Origin of the sequence: Bacillus sp. FSL W8-0102, from assembly GCF_038007225.1 — a bacterium.
GTDB lineage: Bacteria > Bacillota > Bacilli > Bacillales > DSM-4216 > Bacillus_O > Bacillus_O smithii.
In genome coordinates this window covers 1,869,539-1,885,216 of sequence record NZ_JBBOWT010000001.1, presented here as the reverse complement: position 1 = coordinate 1,885,216, position 15,678 = coordinate 1,869,539, and the positions used below count along the sequence as shown (strand labels likewise).

Here is a 15,678-nt window from a genome sequence, read left to right as displayed (position 1 = left end):
TATATCTACACAGAGAACGTTGATCCGATATTCGAACGATCGTATTCGCGAATAAGAGTAGAAGGAAACGGGTCAGCTTCGACGTGCTTATTGGTTGTTCTTTTTTGGCCAAGGAAGGTAAACTAACTATGAGATAAGTATTGGATCTAATCCAAAACAAAACGAGGTGTATGAAAAATGAATATTCAGATATCCAAAAAGGCGATTGAGTGGTTTGAGGATGAAATGGGCGTGAAAAAAGGAGAATTCGTACGATTCTTTGCCCGTTACGGCGGGTCCAGTCCGCTTCATCAAGGATTTTCACTGGGAGTTTCAAAAGAAGAACCCATCCAGATTGGAGCGAAAGCAGAATATAACGGGGTTGTATATTATGTAGATGAAAAAGACCTCTGGTTTTTCGACGAACATGATCTTTATGTGGATTATAGCGAAAAATTGGATGAACCGATTTATCAATATACGCTTCAATCGTAAAAAATTATAGGGCGGCCCCAAAAGAATTTCTTTTAGAGACCGCCCTGGAAGAATTAACGGAAAACGTTGAACCTAAAGGCGAAAATGCCGAATATGGTCTGTCAATCCTTCTGATTGAAGGATTTCTTTTTGTTTTTCCCCAAGAAGATCAAAATGGGAGTAACCGTCTCGTCGAATGTGAATCCATTCTTTTTTCAAACCGTATTTTTTCCCCCATTTGGCTAACTTTTCAAGGTCATTACACCCTACTTTCGTCACACTGTGACAATCAGGAAAGCGGCTGTCCAACCAAAAATGTGTTAAAAAAGCAATTTCGCCATTTTCAATTCGATGTTTCCAATTTAACAGTTCTTCCCTTTTGATTCCAAATGCCATAACCGTCCCTCCTTGCCTACGGATATTGCTTGGACAGGCATTTTAGATCGTTCTCATGCTTCGTGTCGTTCGGGAATGTTCTTTTTACAGCGAAATCGAAAGAACCTAATCTTTACACTTTACAGAAACAGCATTTCATCGTAAAAGGAGACGTTTCCCCTTTTTCCGTTTCCGCGGTGTACCCGTATGTAATCATTTCGATTCATTTTTTTCCGAAATAAGCATGAACACTCTTACTTCAAGCCATTGATATTTTATCACAATACTCGATCATTCGCTTTTAAACTGCTTCTGATGGCATAAGAAAAGGGCGACTCAAGTGAGTCAGCCCTAAATTTGTTATTCTGTTTGCTGATTGGAAGCTTCGTCTTTTATTTCATTCCGGAATCCCTCGATGCTTTGACGACGGCGTTCATTTTTTTCTTTAATTTTTTCTAATTGTTCTTCGGAATCTGTATAGGCCATTGATTCCTCTGCTCTTTCCATGTTTTCAATCGTATGATGAATCATGTTTTGCAATTTTTCTACATTGTCACTGCGGTCGTCTGGATTTGGACGATGATTGGTCATGAAACATCCTCCTTGTCGTCATATATTGAGAGCTGGATTTACTCGCCTTTCGTCTGGATCACTTGTGCGTGGTGTCCTGATTTGTCTTGCATTTTTTTGCCTTTGTTGCCTCCTGCTGCACGAGGCTGGGTGCCTAAATGATCCGGCACAAAATATTTGCTTTTTTTATGTGGATTGCTCATAAAAAAATTCCCCCTTGACATAAAGTTTCTCCTGTTCCGGGGGATTATAACGCAAAAATTTATTCCGCTTTTTCCATTCTTCTCATTTCCAGTCGTGCCTCAAGCCTCTCCTCGATCTTATCCAGCGCTTGTTGATCATGAAGAAGCGCTTGACGATTCTCTCTTACTAATTCATGAAAGGATCTTTTTCTGATTTTTCTCATTGTTTTCCCTCCGTGTTAGTGCTGTTGATTTTTAGTATGGCCAAGTGGAAGAAAGAGTATAAACAAATTTGCAAAATTTTTTATTATTTTAGCCAATTTATCATTTGCTGAAGTTGTAAATTTCCAATATGTTTATGGATGATCACTCCATTTTCATCAATGACATAAGTTGTCGGAATAGCCGCTACTTTATATGTTTCGTTCACTTTGCCGTCTTGATCTAAAAGAATAGGGTACGATATGCCATATTTCCGGGCAAACTGTGTAACATTTGATTCAGGATCCATATTGACTGCCAACAATTCCACTGATCCTTTATTTTGTTCATAAAATCTCTGCAAAACCGGAATTTCTTCTTTACAAGGTGGACACCACGTAGCCCAAAAGTTGATGATAATCTTTTGTCCTTTTCTCTCTTTTAAGCGTATCCGCTCTCCCTTTAAAGTCGTCAGCGTAAAATCCGGTGCGTTTTCACCTATTTTTAAACCAGGAAGACGATCTCCTTTCTTTTCACGATGATCTTGTCTGCCTGTCTTTTCCATTAGATTGGATTGATTATTTCCTTCTCTCTTTGCATTTTCCTGAAATGGATCGGCTTTCAATTGCCGGCTCGCAACCATCAGCAGAAGACAAGCAATCAATAGGACTCCCCATTTTATTTTGATCATGCTGACACGTTCCTTTCGAATATGCTTTGTCCTATTATATGCCTGTCCATAAATGTTAGAAGACAAAGAAAAAGAGGCTGACAAAATTTTGTCAACCTCTTTTTAAGAAGGATTTACGCATGTTTTAATTGTTCAAATTTGCGACGAAGAACCATTTGTAAAATTCCGCCGTGACGGTAATAGTCAAGTTCAACTTCTGAATCAAAACGAACCATCACTTCGAATTCTTTCTTATTGCCGTTTTCGTCCGTTGCCGTTACTTTAATAATGTCATGAGGTTTAACATTATCGTCGATATGAACATCAATCGTTTCTTTACCGGTTAAGCCAAGAACTTCCGCATTTTCACCTTGTTTGAATTGAAGAGGGAGAACACCCATCATCACAAGGTTAGAACGGTGGATACGTTCGTAGCTTTCAGCGATAACGGTTTTAATTCCTAAAAGTTTCGTACCTTTTGCTGCCCAGTCACGGGAAGAACCCATTCCATAGTCTTTTCCGGCAAGAACGACTAGACCCGTTCCGTCTTGTTGATATTTCATGCATGCATCATAAATTGGCATTACTTCTCCTGTCGGCCAATAAGTCGTAAATCCACCTTCCGTTCCAGGAGCGATTTGGTTGCGGATGCGAATGTTTGCAAATGTTCCACGCATCATGACTTCATGGTTACCACGTCTGGATCCGTAGGAGTTGAAATTACGCGGTTCTACGCCTTTGGAGCGCAAATATTTTCCTGCCGGAGTATTTACGCCAATGGCTCCTGCAGGCGAAATATGGTCTGTTGTAACGGAGTCGCCGAATTTTCCAACTACACGCAAACCTGTAAGCTGTTTAATTTCTTCAGGATTTTCAGAAAGCCCTTCAAAGAATGGAGGGTTTTGAATATAAGTCGAATTTGGATCCCAATTATAAAGTGGTTCATTGCTGGTTTTAATCGCATTCCATTTGGCGTTGTCATCGAAAACACGTTCATATTCTTTACGGAACAATTCTGGAGTTACCGTACGTTGAACGACTTCTTTAATTTCATCGGAAGAAGGCCAGATATCCTTAAAGAATACATCGTTTCCATCTTTGTCTTTTCCGATTGGATCGTTTTGCAAGTCGATATCCACTGTTCCGGCAAGTGCGTAAGCCACAACTAATGGAGGCGAAGCAAGATAGTTTGCTTTTACAAGCGGATGAATACGACCTTCAAAGTTGCGGTTTCCGGACAATACAGATGTCACGAAGAGGTCGGAATCCGTAATTGCTTTTTCAATTTCCGGAAGAAGCGGTCCGGAGTTACCGATACACGTCGTACAACCGTAACCAACAAGGTTAAATCCGATTTTTTCAAGATAGCTTAACAAGCCGGAGTCGCGTAAATAACCAGTTACCACTTTAGATCCAGGAGCTAAAGAAGTTTTGACATATTTCGGTACATTCAGCCCTTTTTCAACGGCTTTTTTTGCCACCAATCCGGCACCGATCAATACATAAGGGTTAGATGTATTGGTACAGGAAGTGATAGCTGCAATCGCCACTGCTCCCGTTTTCATAGTCACTTCTTCGCCGTTTTCGAACTTCACCACGGCTTCTTTATCAAATTCTTTTTCCGTCAACCCGAAACCTTGAGTGCCTTGTGGTGCTGTAACGGCTTGACGGAAAGAAGATTGCATTTTGGAAAGCGGAATTAAGTCTTGTGGGCGTTTTGGACCCGACAAATTCGACTCAATTGCAGAAAGATTGATTTCTACAACATCTGTGTAGATTGGATCTTCTTTAGGATTAAAGAACATATCATTTTCTTTTAAGTATTTTTCAACAATTTGGACATGTTCTTCTTCGCGTCCAGTCAAGCGAAGATAGCTTAACGATTCGTCATCTACCGGGAAGAATCCGCATGTTGCCCCATATTCAGGTGCCATATTGGCAATGGTAGCACGGTCGGCAAGCGGCAGCTTAGAAACACCCGGGCCGAAGAATTCAACAAATTTTCCTACCACGCCTTTTTGACGAAGTACTTGAGTCACTTTTAAAGCCAAGTCTGTCGCAGTCGAACCGTTTGGCAGTTCTCCCGTTAATTTGACACCAATTACTTCAGGAATTGGGAAATAAGAAGGTTGTCCAAGCATACCAGCTTCTGCTTCGATACCACCTACGCCCCATCCCAATACACCAAGTCCGTTGATCATGGTTGTATGGGAATCCGTACCTACTAGAGTATCTGGATAAGTTTCATATTCGTTCGGGCTTGTTTCTTTTACGTGAACCACACTTGCAAGATATTCAAGGTTTACTTGGTGGACAATCCCGGTTGCCGGCGGAACTGCACGATAGTTTTTAAAGGCCTTTTGTGCCCAGTTTAAGAATTGGTATCGTTCAGCATTTCGTTCAAATTCCAATTCCATGTTTTTTTCCAAAGCGTCAGAAGTTCCATATTTGTCGACTTGAACAGAATGGTCAACGACAAGATCCACCGGAATTTCCGGATTGATCATTTCTGGTTTTCCACCCATATCGCTCATCGCTTTACGCAATGAAGCCAGGTCTACAACCGCTGGTACACCTGTAAAATCTTGCAAAATAACGCGGGATGGTTTGAACGGAACTTCTCCGCCCTCTACGTCTTTTGAACCCCATTTCGCCAAATTTTCAATATGTTCTTTTTTAATGACTCTGCCATCATATTGGCGGAGAACTGATTCTAATAATACTTTGATCGAATATGGCAAGCGGCTGACATCTGCCACATTGGCATCCTTTAAAGCCGCTAGACGATAATAATGATATCGTTTACCATTCACTTCGAATGATGAACGAGCGTTAAAAACGTCGTTTGTCATCCCAATTCCCCCTCTTCTGTTATGTAAGACTATGCAGCGAAAAGTTTGAATGGAAATTCAAACTTTTCTTATATGTTCATCTTAATACAAGCGCTAACATAAGTAAATAACAAGAATGTTATTGTTTTTCATAAGTTTTCCTTATATCGACAAATTGTGTCGATATGAATGCCAATCATAGGCATCATTTTTTTCTCTTCATTTTTCAAATTTCTCTTGAAACTTTAACGGTTATTGCCCGTATTTTAATTAGTTAACCATAAACACCGGAGGCGATCAAAATGGAAATTCGAAAGCGTCCTGCATTAAAATTAAAAAAGAAGCCATTAGAAAACGTTCTAAACATCATTTCATTATTAGTGTACATCGGAAGTGTTATACACTTATTCATGCACTGGTCTTCCTTGCCGAATCGAGTTCCAATTCATTATAACTTGGTCGGAGAAATAGACAAATGGGGCAGCAAAGAGGCCATTTTTTTCCTCCCGATTACAGGCGCCGTTTTATGGATGGGGCTTACGATTCTCGAAAAATTCCCACACCTTTATAATTACTTGGTTGTTTTAACGGAAGAAAATATAGAACGGCAATACAAAAACGCAAGTACTATGATCAACGTTGAAAAAAATGAAATCCTCCCTCAATAAAGTTTATTTTTCTCCCGAATACTCGCTTTTTCTCAAAATTTCATAGACACTTAATAGAATACACACCTCATTTAATGGATATATGTTGAATTTTTTTAAATAATTTACATGGTAGGGGGCATCCTATCAACCAAATTGTATTTATTTGGTAAAAATAAGGTATAACCGTGCTTCATCATCTCCACATCACTCACGGTCGCTAACCCTCCCACATCTCTCCGGATTGAATTCCATACATTCCTTCGTCCTGCGTATCCATGAGGTGGAGGTTGGATATGCTCCTTTGCTGGGTCACATGCCCGTATGGAATAAATAAGCTCCAACTCTGCACTATTGGTGTTTGTCATTTGAGATAATTACGGTATTCTGAAATGATTTCATGAACTTAATAAAGCCTTAAGCTGCCTGTAATGAATCGATTTGAGGCAAACCTCTCAATAACTTTGAACCATCAAATTCACACTGTTTTTGACCAATGACAAATAAGACACGTAGTAATTTACAACACAAGGCAATCAGTGACTGCTGTTTCTTCAAAGGTCGATCAGGACGCTTTGTGTAGTATTGATGCAGGGCTTTAAACGTTGGATTATGGGCAACGAGTGGACGAATGGCCAAGTATAAAGCTCTTCGCAATCGACTTCGTCCTCGTTTTGTGATCTTGGTTTGCCCCTTAAACTTCCCGGAACTATGTTCACGTAATGACAGCCCTGCCAGATTTACTAATTGCTGGGGATGACTATACTTTGTTATATCCCCGACCTCAGCGAAGAATAGCGCGACTGTTGTAGGACCTAAGCCTTGAATATTGATCATTTCCTTCGCTCCAGGTATCGTTACTACAAGTGCTTCCAGATCCTTATCTAACTGTCCTAATTGCTCTTTGTATAGCTCATATTGATCGAGTAAATAATCCAATTCACGTTTAGCAAACTTGATACCAATTTGGATACCAATGCTCTTTTTCGCTGCTTCTATTAACTTTGTAGCTCGTTTGATTCCTACACCACGGTTTACTTCTTGTTTCCATTTCGCAAGAACTTCTTCTGATGTCATTTCTTTAATCTGAGAGGGGAATGGAAAGTTTCTTAATGTACAAAGAGCTGCCTTTCCTTCCCAGTCTTTAAATACATCGAAAAACTCCGGAAAGTAACGCTGGATGTGATTTTGAATACGACCTTCTGTGATCATAAGCTGCTGGATGAGCTGATCTCTTAATTTGACGCCTTCTCTTAGCTCTGCATAGATGCCATCTAAGAGATTTGGTACGGAGTATCGCCCATCTTTAATCAGCTGTGCAATCACACGTGCATCTTTCGTATCGTTTTTAGTTGGAGAGTTATCATCCAGCTCTTTAGTTTTTTTGACATGCATAGGATTGACCAAGACAAAGTCATAACCTTTAGCAGTCAAGAAATAGGCCAGACTCAGCCAGAAATGACCGGTCGGCTCAACACCAAAAATGACATGTGTTTTTTGGTGTTCCTTTTGATGCCTCGAAACCCAATCAAGCAGTTTTTGATAGCCATGTATGCGATTTTCAAAGATCAGTCTTTTTCCAAATTCGATTCCTCGATCATCCTGAGCTCGAGCGACGTGTTTGTCTTTGGCGATATCAATGCCTACAATTAATGTTGATGGTGTAATTTGCGAGATTTTACGATTTTGCGTATAATTCATCTTGAGTCCTCCTTGGTAATTATTAATTCGGGGTCAATGCATTGACACCCTGTACTATACCAAGAGGGCTCTTTTTGTTTCAAACCTCAAATTTCTTCATTACAGGAATAGCTCCTTTATATTGCTTATTGCAGTTGGAAAGATGTGAACATTGCCTATGGACGGGATGTCGTTTTAGAAACTTGGGATTTACCTATATTTCTTATCATCCTTTTCGGTTCGATCGGATTTTTTATCATAAGGTCATTCCGTTTACAATAATGGTCTAAGATTGGATGGTTTGATCTTTTTCTTTTCAAATATAATTATTTTTTTGAACCCGTCTTGGTTTTCTTCACCTGGATTATGATCGAAACATGGCTTAAAGGAAGCATCAAAAATGGAAATTTGATACGATCATCAATTCCCACAAGACATATATTAAAACGATGTTTATTCTGCAAATAAGAAACTTGCCATGGAAAAGATTACACGGTCATCTACTTTTCTCCTTATTCTCCAACTTATTTTGATAAAGTTATTGACCTTCGTTCTAATTCACCTTATAATTTTTATCAGTGTCCCGGTAGCTCAGCAGGATAGAGCGACAGCCTCCTAAGCTGTAGGTCGCGAGTTCGAATCTCGCCCGGGACGTTTTTTCATGATTCATATTCACAATTGTATGAAAGGAATAGAGACAGGGAGGTTGTCAAAAATCGAGACAGCCTCCCTGTTTCACTTAATGATTTGCAGTAGTCTAAAACGGTCCTATCTTGTTAAGCAACAATCATTCAATGGATGACATGATCTTTAATACGTGCTGCTAAGCGCTTTTCGGCCAGAGCCGATTAACCAGCAGAATCCTTTGGTGTTATAGGTTTTAAGTTGGCTATCTTTACAATCCCCTGAGCATGACCTTTTGCTATTTTTTCAATAAAGTTGGGATCTTTCAGCTTAGCCGCATCTTCAATATTATCAATAAAGCCGTTTTCCGTTAAAAGTGCCGGCATTCGGCTTTCGCGAAGAACATGAAAGTCCCCCTGCTTTTTCCCTCGATCATAGAACCCCGTTGCTTTTACAATTTCTTGATGAATGGTATTTTGATACGAAGTGGTAGGCTGTCCGACGCCTGGATAGATAAAAGATTCGAATCCTGTTGCTCCTCCGGAATTAACGTGAACAGATAAATAAAAGTCTGCTCCCCAAGCGTTGGCTTTCTCCGTTCTGGAAGGCAATGTCGGATAAGAATCTCCTGTACGGCTCATGAGAATGTCAATTCCTTCATACTCGTTCTGTAGTCTGTCTCGAATCAGTTGACAAATTTTTAATGTAATATTTTTTTCCATAAGGCCGTTTCCTGTTGCTCCAGAGTCTTTTCCCCCATGTCCTGGATCTAAAAAAAGTTTAAACATGCTTCATCCCCTCCTTTAGATATTCAACCTTTCCAGCTATTTCTCAAGGTTGTTTAAGATATATAACTCGTTAGTGAAGGACTTTAAAAAGCTGACCAATGCGATTCTGCTATATAAATACGGAATTTCTCATTGTAACGTTACGGTCATCATCCAAAAATGAATTGTGATTTAAAGAACAGAACATTCTGATATCAAGTATTAAAATATTCCAATTATATTCTGCAACAAGGGTCCACAAGCTAGTTATAAGGAGGTGCATCATATGACCAAAAGAAAAGCAAACCATGTCATTCCCGGAATGAATGCAGCCAAATCACAAGGAGACGGAGCTGGATACAACGAAGAGTTCTCCAACGAACCACTGACGGAACAGCAAAGACAAAACAATAAAAAAAGAAAGAAAAACCAATAAAAATTTCACACTGGCGACGACATCTTCCAATCAAACCAAAAGGGATGGTCGAGACAAACAAACATCGCCTATGTTGGCGATGTTTGTTTATTCATATTCATTTACTTTTTCCACAATATCCGTTAAAACTGCATGGTATTTTTCCAATTGCCTTCTTTGAGTTTCCGTTGCGGTTTCTAAAGCATTTTCAACTTGCTGATAAGCTTTGTTTACCTCATTTTTTAGATGTGACAATTGGGAACCAAAATCAGCGGAATCGATTTCAAGTTCTCGAGATGCTTTTTCGACTTCAGAAACTCTCTGTTCAGCATCTTGAAACGCTCTCTGCTTACTTTTTTGATAAGGCATGATGGAGCAACTCCTTCATTGAAGAATCATTTTTATTCTGTGTCAAAAACAACAAATTATTCGGTGTTTGTTTTGAATAATCGCACACAATAAGGTATAGCAAGGAGGGATATAAAAATGAACAAAAACGATGGGAAAGATATGAGAAAAAATGCTCCAAAAGGGCACCACACTGGTCAACCTGAACCATTAAGCGGTTCCCATAAAGTCAAAAACAGAAACCATACCCGTCAAAAACATAATCCCGGCCACGGAATGTAAGTAAACACGCCGGTGACCCCGGCGTGTTTTTAAAACTTATTGTTCATTCTATTTGAATGAGTACTTTTTTCGGGTATTTAGTTTACATAATAATTTTATCGATAACTTTTTATCCACATCCATCTTTTCAAGAAAGATTCCGGAAGGTCCGTTGGCTGTACATCAGAATTTTTTATGAGTTCTTTTTATAAGAATCAGAATGTTTTCTTTTTCAAAAAAAGCCCATTTTTTTAAATCAGGATACTTGTCCTTTCTATTTTGCATTTTTTTCATACTATACTAAGGAAATCGATTACCTGCTGTTCTTTTGACGTTGAAAATGCTATTGGGTGATCAGGTATATCGTGCAGAAGTAAACTAAGCGCTTCTGTCAAAAGCAAGCTTTATCAATCATGAATCGGGAGGTGTCTTTATGTCAGTACACCATTATCATTCCTTATGTCAAAAGCATAGGGGGAGAGCTGTTCGCATAAGAACTCGCGATGGTAGGATACACGAAGGAATCATTCATCGCGTTCATCATGACAGAGTATTCATCCATCCTTTTTCTAGAGGTCGTTTTAATCGTTTCGGAGGTTATGGTTACGGTTGGGGATATGGCTATGGTGGAGGATGGGGAGGTTTCGGCGTTGGAATTGCATTAGGTGCAATCGTTGGACTCGCACTTCTTCCTTTCTTTTTCTGGTAAACTAGATGAATTTAGGAAAATGGCATAGTTTTGCCTCATTCGTTTGGATCGCTATTTATTATTTTAGCTGTTGTGAATCTCGTCATTTAATCTCTGAGAATGAAGAATTAGCTCATCGATAAAAATCTCAAACCATCTTGCTAAAAGAATTTCTTTGCATCTATTTTTTTCTTTAGACGAATCGCGGAACACGGTTCAATCATCCCCTTATATCTTATCCGTCTATCTTTCTAATCATTCTACGTTGTTTGAAAAATAAATTCCTAAAAGATTCAATACTTCAGAAACAAGAGATACAGATGTAGAAGGAAAAGAGAAATCACAAACAATATTTCAATCGAGTAGGAGGGAGCGATTAACTCCCGTCCTCTCACACCACCGTACGTACGGTTCCGTATACGGCGGTTCAATTAAGATAATTGACGCAAGTCTTTATAACTTCCGTGAATAGCTGTTCTCTTTATGCCAGTGGTCACTCCACCCTCCAAGAGGTCTCCCACGGGATTCACCGCTTCCTCCCTCAAGTGAGGTACTACGTTTTCTGTGTTCATCATGACTCACTGAATACCAAGGGCTATTCTCTCTTAATTGTTCGGTCCTTCTTAGTTGTTCTAGACCAACTAATACTATGACCTCTGCTGACTTCTGACGGTTCAGCTACTTATCACTAAGTAGGTTATGAAGAGTACTTCACATATCCGCCAGACCTCCCCGGGTAAGTACATGCACTTTCACACCATCTATCCGCCTCATTTACTCGATATGACCTTCGACAGAAAGAGCTTTGTTTTGTTATGCAAACTCACTCAATCATACCTAGCCTTATATGAGGTTCGTGTTCCTCGGACCGGTGTTTTGCCTCCAGCTTCCTTCAGATTCCGCGTCACCACGGACACCCTTGCTCTTGGCTAACCTCTACTTCTGTCTTCGGGGTTCGGGACTTACACCCTATAGTTCATGTACATGCCGGGCGCACATATAAGAAAGCTGCACCCTCAAATGGGCGCAGCTTTCTTATATCCAAGTTGATGACGTTGGACGTTATCGCTGAGAAGGACGAAATCCTGCAGCTTCCGCTTCTTCACGGGAACAGAACATTTTTTCCGGTTTCGTTTCATCATAATATTCGTCGCCAGGCATATGGTATATTTTTTTACCGGAGCTGGAGATGTTTCCTTTAATATTGCAGCTTCCTTTGGAATGGTTTGGTGTTGACGATTTCTCTGTACCTGTTAATGAACTTTGTTCCTTTCCATTCGAATTATATCCATGGTCCGTTACATAATTTTCAATAGACCAGATTCCTTTCTTCTCTCTTTGCGCGACTGCTTGTGCAGCTCTAAATTCATCGACATATTTTGTATTAGGCGGAAAGACTGCCACGCGGGCGAGGCCCTTTTCAATCAGCAGTTTATTGTAATTTTGATGATTTAACCACACGTAAGCCAGAAGCCTGCCGTACTTGTCCCTTTCTTGAACATCAAACTCCAGCGTAACGGTTTTACCGGTCAATTGTGATTTTGTAAAGGCGGAGGCTTCCGGGCCAAACGGTTGAACCCCTAATCTAGGATGTTTCGTTTCCGGTGTATCAACTAAAATCATCCGTACCCGTTCTTCTTTTCCGTTTGCCATCCGAGCCACAAATGTATCACCGTCTACTACATGCACTACAACAGCACGTATCCCTTTTACATCGGATTTATTTGTTCCGGCATAGGCTTTTTTCGACTGCTGATCGGATGCTGCTTCATTAGAAGCAGATTCGTTTGTTGTTGTTGATGAATGCTTATTTTGCTGACCGCCGGTTGACGAACAGCCAGACAAAATAAGTACGCACATACTAAAGATAGCGAACCACTTTTTCATATTCTTCTCTCCCTAATCTATTGATGAAACTCTCTCTGTTGATGGCAAAATGAAAAGGGGAACGGCAAAACAGTCTCATCTTACCAAATAAAAAAGTTATGTAAACTCAAAAGCTTGTAGATTCAGTCATTTTATATTTATTCGTGTAAAAAAGTACTTCTTCTACATATTGCTCACTATGGTTATAAGCGTAGACCGCTTTCTTCCAATGTCCATTAGCCGCCCCGTTTCGTGCTAAATAATTGGCTGCGCTAAATACTGCATCTTCAAGATCAAAAGGATCCGCCTTGCCGTCTCCGTTGGCATCCACACCATAGCCGCCATATTTTTTAATGACAGCCGGGTTGGTTTTATCTTTTTCAGGAATTTTGCCTTTTCCTTTTCCTTCGCAGCCAGGATATTTCCACCCCACAAACGTGCATGGCATGAATTGCATTGGGCCTTCAGCACCTGCAGGAGAAACTAACGGACCTTTAGAAAACTTCGTTTCCACTCGATGGTGTGCAGCTAAAAGCTCCCAAGGCACCCCGTATTTTTGTGCCGCAGCTTTATATATCGGAATATATTCCTTCGGTATGCTCACATTTTCCTCAATCTTTCCATTTGTCCATTTATAAGTCACGAAACCGACCAAAATAATAAATGGAAAAAGAAACCAAATGAACGCTTTTTTCATCACTGTGCTTGTCACCCAATTCAAAAGTGATATCCATGTCTATATTATGGATAAATTGGAATGGATGCAAGTGAGTTTTTTTAAAACATTAGAAAGTAATGGGCTGATAGTCTTTGTACAAGTTAAAGGTAAGGTGGAAATTTAGCCAATAAAAAGCAAAACTTTTCTCCAATCCTTTCCAAAAGTAAATTGATTTTTCTTGTTGTTTCCATGTATACTGCTCATGTGAAGAATTTCGCCTTCTTTTTGAGCACAAGTTTATAAGCCTCTTTTCTCTTTCGGAAAAACAACGGTGATCTTATGAATAGAAATACAGCGCGTAATGAAAAGGGTTGATGAGGATGGAAAAAGGGAACATATTTTCATTTATACACACAATGGAACTATTGAACAACCGATTATTGATTTATTGGAATCAAATGTTTCCAAAAAACATCAGCATTTCTCAAATCCTCGTTTTAGCGGAGCTGTGGGAAAAAGGGCCAAGAAAACAATCGGACCTTGCTACGCGGCTTGGATTTACACCAGGAGCCATGACCAATATCGCCAATAAATTAATCGAAGCCGGAGTAGCGGAACGAATTTCAGATGAAAAAGATAGGAGAATTGTTTATTTAGCGATCAACCAATCTGGAGAAGATTTACTTTTGGAAGCCATGAAAATGGGACAAAAAATGTATTTGCAACTTTTTCAACAGCTGACAAAAGAAGAGCATAAAGTATTAAACTCTGTCTATGGAAAATTACTGTCATTTTTGGAAAAACAAAAATAATCGGTTGTTCAGATGGAGCGGTTCCCGCATTCACCATTTTTGGTAGTTATGCAGGAACCGCTTTATCGTTTTCGAGAAAGTGCAAGATTAGGATTCCTGTCCTTTCCTAGCTGTTTAAGGCCATACGTCTCTTTTTCGGCTTCTTCCTTTCGCGCCAACAATTCTCGTTCTTCTTTCTTTAATTGGGAAATGCGCTGCTCCAGTTCTGTCAATTTCTTTTCAGCCTCTGTCAGCTGTTTTTCACATTCATCCCTCTTTAAGGCAGAGTGTTCAATTTCTTGTGTTAGAACTGGATCATAGTCGGGATATTTTGAAATAGTCAACTCTGTCATTTCATCAAATATTTTATTTAACTTCTTCTCCCACTGTGCCTTTTCAGTTAAATAAAAACTTGATTGGAGAAAAGAAGCTACGGACTTGACCACTCCTTTTGCACCCGCTTTCTTTTGCTCCAGCTTCTTGTCGATGTTTTCCATTTTTTCTTTGATTCGATAGTATTCAACAGTCGTATCGCCAAAATAAGGACGATTTTCATCAGCAATCAGTTGGTTTTTTAGTTTTTCTTTTGCGATCGAAAGATAGGTTTCATTTTCTTTTTTCATCGTTAAGATGGTTGAACGCTCACTCTCCAAATCGTTCTGTTCTTTCTTATACTGTTCCTGCTCACTCCGATTTTTTTCCAATTGTAAAAGCAAAGAAATGTAATTTCTGTAACGTTTGCTCCAAACATCGGCTGTATTCTGAACATCAGCCAATTGAGAATATGGGGCTTCTAAACCATGCAACATTATTTCCAACAGGACAAAAGGAACCAATTCGTTTGAAAACAATAAATGCTGATAACGAAACGGAACAAGTTTGGGTCCAAAGAGAAGCGAATATAAAAAGTCCGGACTAAGCAAAAAGAATAGAAGCGGATCCGTTGTCAATTGACTAAAAGCCGTGTTGGAAAATGATCGCAGCTCCCGAAATCTTTGCAAAAACTCCCCAAAGTATGAATAGCCGGATACAGAAGTTAAAGCGTTGACCAACTGAACAATCCCTTCATTCTCTATCCATCGGCGTATCTGTTCTGAATCGAACTGATCTATCATCATGATAGACTTTAACTGCTGCCTTTCGTTTATGGGCAAAGAATTCAGTGTATCTGCAATCGTTTGATACCATTCGGTTGAGTCTTCATTCAACCTCCTGTGAAAATCTTTTAACAGCTGACTAAATTGCCAACTCACAATCATCCCAAGCTGGCTTTCCAAGTGATGCTGTTTGGCAAACGCAGAAAAATCCCGGTTCTTCTTGGAAAGGAGTTGGAACGTCTCTTCAATCACTTGGTCAAATCCTTTTGTAATTTCAAAGACCGTGTGAAATCGTCCACCTTTAATCTTTAACACTTTTAATAACTGCAAAAAAATAGAAAGACGCAACTCATCCTCGCTTAGAGGAGCGCAATTCTTTGTTTCCGTTTCTATATATTTGAAAAAATGATCTTGATGATCTCTTGATAACCAATCTTTTGTTTTATTGGATACAATGTCCCAAATATTCGTTTTGCAAAAAAGAATATAAAGATAACGCAACTCATCGCCTTTTAAAGAGCTGAGCGAACGCGCCAGAAATGATCCGTCCATAG

17 protein-coding genes, 1 tRNA gene and 1 pseudogene are annotated in these 15,678 nt (G+C 39.6%); 7 read left to right on the top strand and 12 right to left on the bottom strand.

The window, feature by feature from the left end:
- Positions 1-177 precede the first annotated feature (177 nt).
- Positions 178-474 carry a HesB/YadR/YfhF family protein gene (locus N1I87_RS09025; protein WP_270583810.1) on the top strand — a complete coding sequence of 99 codons (297 nt, stop codon included), beginning with the start codon at positions 178-180 and terminating at the stop codon, positions 472-474.
- Positions 475-546: 72 nt separating this feature from the next.
- On the opposite strand, the gene N1I87_RS09020 is transcribed toward N1I87_RS09025, so the two are convergent.
- From N1I87_RS09020 to acnA, 6 genes are all read right to left on the bottom strand, one after another.
- The gene (locus N1I87_RS09020; protein ID WP_048623366.1) at positions 547-849 is read right to left on the bottom strand and encodes a hypothetical protein; all 303 of its coding nucleotides are present in this window, start codon (positions 847-849) and stop codon (positions 547-549) included.
- A 339-nt stretch (positions 850-1,188) separates the two neighbouring features.
- Positions 1,189-1,419: a small acid-soluble spore protein Tlp gene (gene tlp, locus N1I87_RS09015; RefSeq protein WP_003352922.1), complete on the bottom strand. Its 231-nt coding sequence runs from the start codon at positions 1,417-1,419 to the stop codon at positions 1,189-1,191.
- Positions 1,420-1,457: 38 nt separating this feature from the next.
- Complete coding sequence (locus N1I87_RS09010; RefSeq protein WP_040340887.1) at positions 1,458-1,601, bottom strand: acid-soluble spore protein N; 144 nt, start codon at positions 1,599-1,601, stop codon at positions 1,458-1,460.
- Between the two features lie 59 nt (positions 1,602-1,660).
- On the bottom strand, positions 1,661-1,804 hold the full coding sequence (locus tag N1I87_RS09005; protein WP_082142289.1) for an FbpB family small basic protein: 144 nt from the start codon (positions 1,802-1,804) through the stop codon (positions 1,661-1,663).
- Between the two features lie 83 nt (positions 1,805-1,887).
- Positions 1,888-2,472 (bottom strand): peroxiredoxin family protein, encoded by a 585-nt coding sequence (locus tag N1I87_RS09000; RefSeq protein WP_341101405.1) that lies wholly within the window; start codon positions 2,470-2,472, stop codon positions 1,888-1,890.
- A 113-nt stretch (positions 2,473-2,585) separates the two neighbouring features.
- Positions 2,586-5,303, bottom strand: coding sequence for an aconitate hydratase AcnA (gene acnA, locus N1I87_RS08995; protein ID WP_341101404.1), 2,718 nt, complete (start codon positions 5,301-5,303; stop codon positions 2,586-2,588).
- Between the two features lie 281 nt (positions 5,304-5,584).
- Between acnA and N1I87_RS08990 the strand changes: the two genes are divergently transcribed.
- Positions 5,585-5,950, top strand: a complete 366-nt coding sequence (locus tag N1I87_RS08990) for a DUF1648 domain-containing protein (RefSeq protein WP_341101402.1) — start codon at positions 5,585-5,587, stop codon at positions 5,948-5,950.
- Between the two features lie 396 nt (positions 5,951-6,346).
- On the opposite strand, the gene N1I87_RS08985 is transcribed toward N1I87_RS08990, so the two are convergent.
- Positions 6,347-7,630: an IS110 family transposase gene (locus tag N1I87_RS08985; RefSeq protein WP_270584767.1), complete on the bottom strand. Its 1,284-nt coding sequence runs from the start codon at positions 7,628-7,630 to the stop codon at positions 6,347-6,349.
- 559 nt (positions 7,631-8,189) lie between these two features.
- Between N1I87_RS08985 and N1I87_RS08980 the strand changes: the two genes are divergently transcribed.
- A tRNA-Arg gene (locus N1I87_RS08980) sits at positions 8,190-8,263 on the top strand.
- Positions 8,264-8,487: 224 nt separating this feature from the next.
- Here N1I87_RS08980 and N1I87_RS08975 read toward each other — a convergent pair.
- Positions 8,488-9,021, bottom strand: a pseudogene (locus N1I87_RS08975) (N-acetylmuramoyl-L-alanine amidase family protein); the annotation flags it as partial.
- Between the two features lie 265 nt (positions 9,022-9,286).
- On the opposite strand from N1I87_RS08975, the gene sspO reads away from it, so the two are divergent.
- On the top strand, positions 9,287-9,436 hold the full coding sequence (gene sspO, locus N1I87_RS08970) for a small acid-soluble spore protein O (protein ID WP_327803881.1): 150 nt from the start codon (positions 9,287-9,289) through the stop codon (positions 9,434-9,436).
- 87 nt (positions 9,437-9,523) lie between these two features.
- On the opposite strand, the gene N1I87_RS08965 is transcribed toward sspO, so the two are convergent.
- Positions 9,524-9,784, bottom strand: coding sequence for a hypothetical protein (locus N1I87_RS08965; RefSeq protein ID WP_327803879.1), 261 nt, complete (start codon positions 9,782-9,784; stop codon positions 9,524-9,526).
- Between the two features lie 117 nt (positions 9,785-9,901).
- Here N1I87_RS08965 and N1I87_RS08960 point away from each other — a divergent pair, with 117 nt between their 5' ends.
- Together N1I87_RS08960 and N1I87_RS08955 are read left to right on the top strand one after the other, a co-directional pair.
- On the top strand, positions 9,902-10,045 hold the full coding sequence (locus N1I87_RS08960; protein WP_003352931.1) for a small acid-soluble spore protein P: 144 nt from the start codon (positions 9,902-9,904) through the stop codon (positions 10,043-10,045).
- 412 nt (positions 10,046-10,457) lie between these two features.
- Positions 10,458-10,733, top strand: a complete 276-nt coding sequence (locus tag N1I87_RS08955) for a hypothetical protein (RefSeq protein WP_327803876.1) — start codon at positions 10,458-10,460, stop codon at positions 10,731-10,733.
- 1,041 nt (positions 10,734-11,774) lie between these two features.
- On the opposite strand, the gene N1I87_RS08950 is transcribed toward N1I87_RS08955, so the two are convergent.
- Complete coding sequence (locus N1I87_RS08950) at positions 11,775-12,599, bottom strand: thermonuclease family protein (protein ID WP_341101400.1); 825 nt, start codon at positions 12,597-12,599, stop codon at positions 11,775-11,777.
- Positions 12,600-12,705: 106 nt separating this feature from the next.
- The gene (locus tag N1I87_RS08945; RefSeq protein WP_040340921.1) at positions 12,706-13,275 is read right to left on the bottom strand and encodes a lytic transglycosylase domain-containing protein; all 570 of its coding nucleotides are present in this window, start codon (positions 13,273-13,275) and stop codon (positions 12,706-12,708) included.
- A 341-nt stretch (positions 13,276-13,616) separates the two neighbouring features.
- Here N1I87_RS08945 and N1I87_RS08940 point away from each other — a divergent pair, with 341 nt between their 5' ends.
- On the top strand, positions 13,617-14,048 hold the full coding sequence (locus tag N1I87_RS08940) for a MarR family winged helix-turn-helix transcriptional regulator (RefSeq protein ID WP_003352937.1): 432 nt from the start codon (positions 13,617-13,619) through the stop codon (positions 14,046-14,048).
- A gap of 62 nt (positions 14,049-14,110) precedes the next feature.
- Here N1I87_RS08940 and N1I87_RS08935 read toward each other — a convergent pair whose 3' ends face one another.
- Positions 14,111-15,676 (bottom strand): hypothetical protein, encoded by a 1,566-nt coding sequence (locus N1I87_RS08935; RefSeq protein ID WP_341101398.1) that lies wholly within the window; start codon positions 15,674-15,676, stop codon positions 14,111-14,113.
- Positions 15,677-15,678 lie beyond the last annotated feature (2 nt).

What these genes read in the sequence shown, in the direction of transcription:
- N1I87_RS09025 (WP_270583810.1), top strand. Translation starts at nt 178, where the DNA reads ATGAATATTCAGATATCCAAAAAGGCGATTGAGTGGTTTGAGGATGAA.
- N1I87_RS09020 (WP_048623366.1), bottom strand. Translation starts at nt 849, where the DNA reads ATGGCATTTGGAATCAAAAGGGAAGAACTGTTAAATTGGAAACATCGA.
- tlp (WP_003352922.1), bottom strand. Translation starts at nt 1,419, where the DNA reads ATGACCAATCATCGTCCAAATCCAGACGACCGCAGTGACAATGTAGAA.
- N1I87_RS09010 (WP_040340887.1), bottom strand. Translation starts at nt 1,601, where the DNA reads ATGAGCAATCCACATAAAAAAAGCAAATATTTTGTGCCGGATCATTTA.
- N1I87_RS09005 (WP_082142289.1), bottom strand. Translation starts at nt 1,804, where the DNA reads ATGAGAAAAATCAGAAAAAGATCCTTTCATGAATTAGTAAGAGAGAAT.
- N1I87_RS09000 (WP_341101405.1), bottom strand. Translation starts at nt 2,472, where the DNA reads ATGATCAAAATAAAATGGGGAGTCCTATTGATTGCTTGTCTTCTGCTG.
- acnA (WP_341101404.1), bottom strand. Translation starts at nt 5,303, where the DNA reads ATGACAAACGACGTTTTTAACGCTCGTTCATCATTCGAAGTGAATGGT.
- N1I87_RS08990 (WP_341101402.1), top strand. Translation starts at nt 5,585, where the DNA reads ATGGAAATTCGAAAGCGTCCTGCATTAAAATTAAAAAAGAAGCCATTA.
- N1I87_RS08985 (WP_270584767.1), bottom strand. Translation starts at nt 7,630, where the DNA reads ATGAATTATACGCAAAATCGTAAAATCTCGCAAATTACACCATCAACA.
- sspO (WP_327803881.1), top strand. Translation starts at nt 9,287, where the DNA reads ATGACCAAAAGAAAAGCAAACCATGTCATTCCCGGAATGAATGCAGCC.
- N1I87_RS08965 (WP_327803879.1), bottom strand. Translation starts at nt 9,784, where the DNA reads ATGCCTTATCAAAAAAGTAAGCAGAGAGCGTTTCAAGATGCTGAACAG.
- N1I87_RS08960 (WP_003352931.1), top strand. Translation starts at nt 9,902, where the DNA reads ATGAACAAAAACGATGGGAAAGATATGAGAAAAAATGCTCCAAAAGGG.
- N1I87_RS08955 (WP_327803876.1), top strand. Translation starts at nt 10,458, where the DNA reads ATGTCAGTACACCATTATCATTCCTTATGTCAAAAGCATAGGGGGAGA.
- N1I87_RS08950 (WP_341101400.1), bottom strand. Translation starts at nt 12,599, where the DNA reads ATGAAAAAGTGGTTCGCTATCTTTAGTATGTGCGTACTTATTTTGTCT.
- N1I87_RS08945 (WP_040340921.1), bottom strand. Translation starts at nt 13,275, where the DNA reads ATGAAAAAAGCGTTCATTTGGTTTCTTTTTCCATTTATTATTTTGGTC.
- N1I87_RS08940 (WP_003352937.1), top strand. Translation starts at nt 13,617, where the DNA reads ATGGAAAAAGGGAACATATTTTCATTTATACACACAATGGAACTATTG.
- N1I87_RS08935 (WP_341101398.1), bottom strand. Translation starts at nt 15,676, where the DNA reads ATGGACGGATCATTTCTGGCGCGTTCGCTCAGCTCTTTAAAAGGCGAT.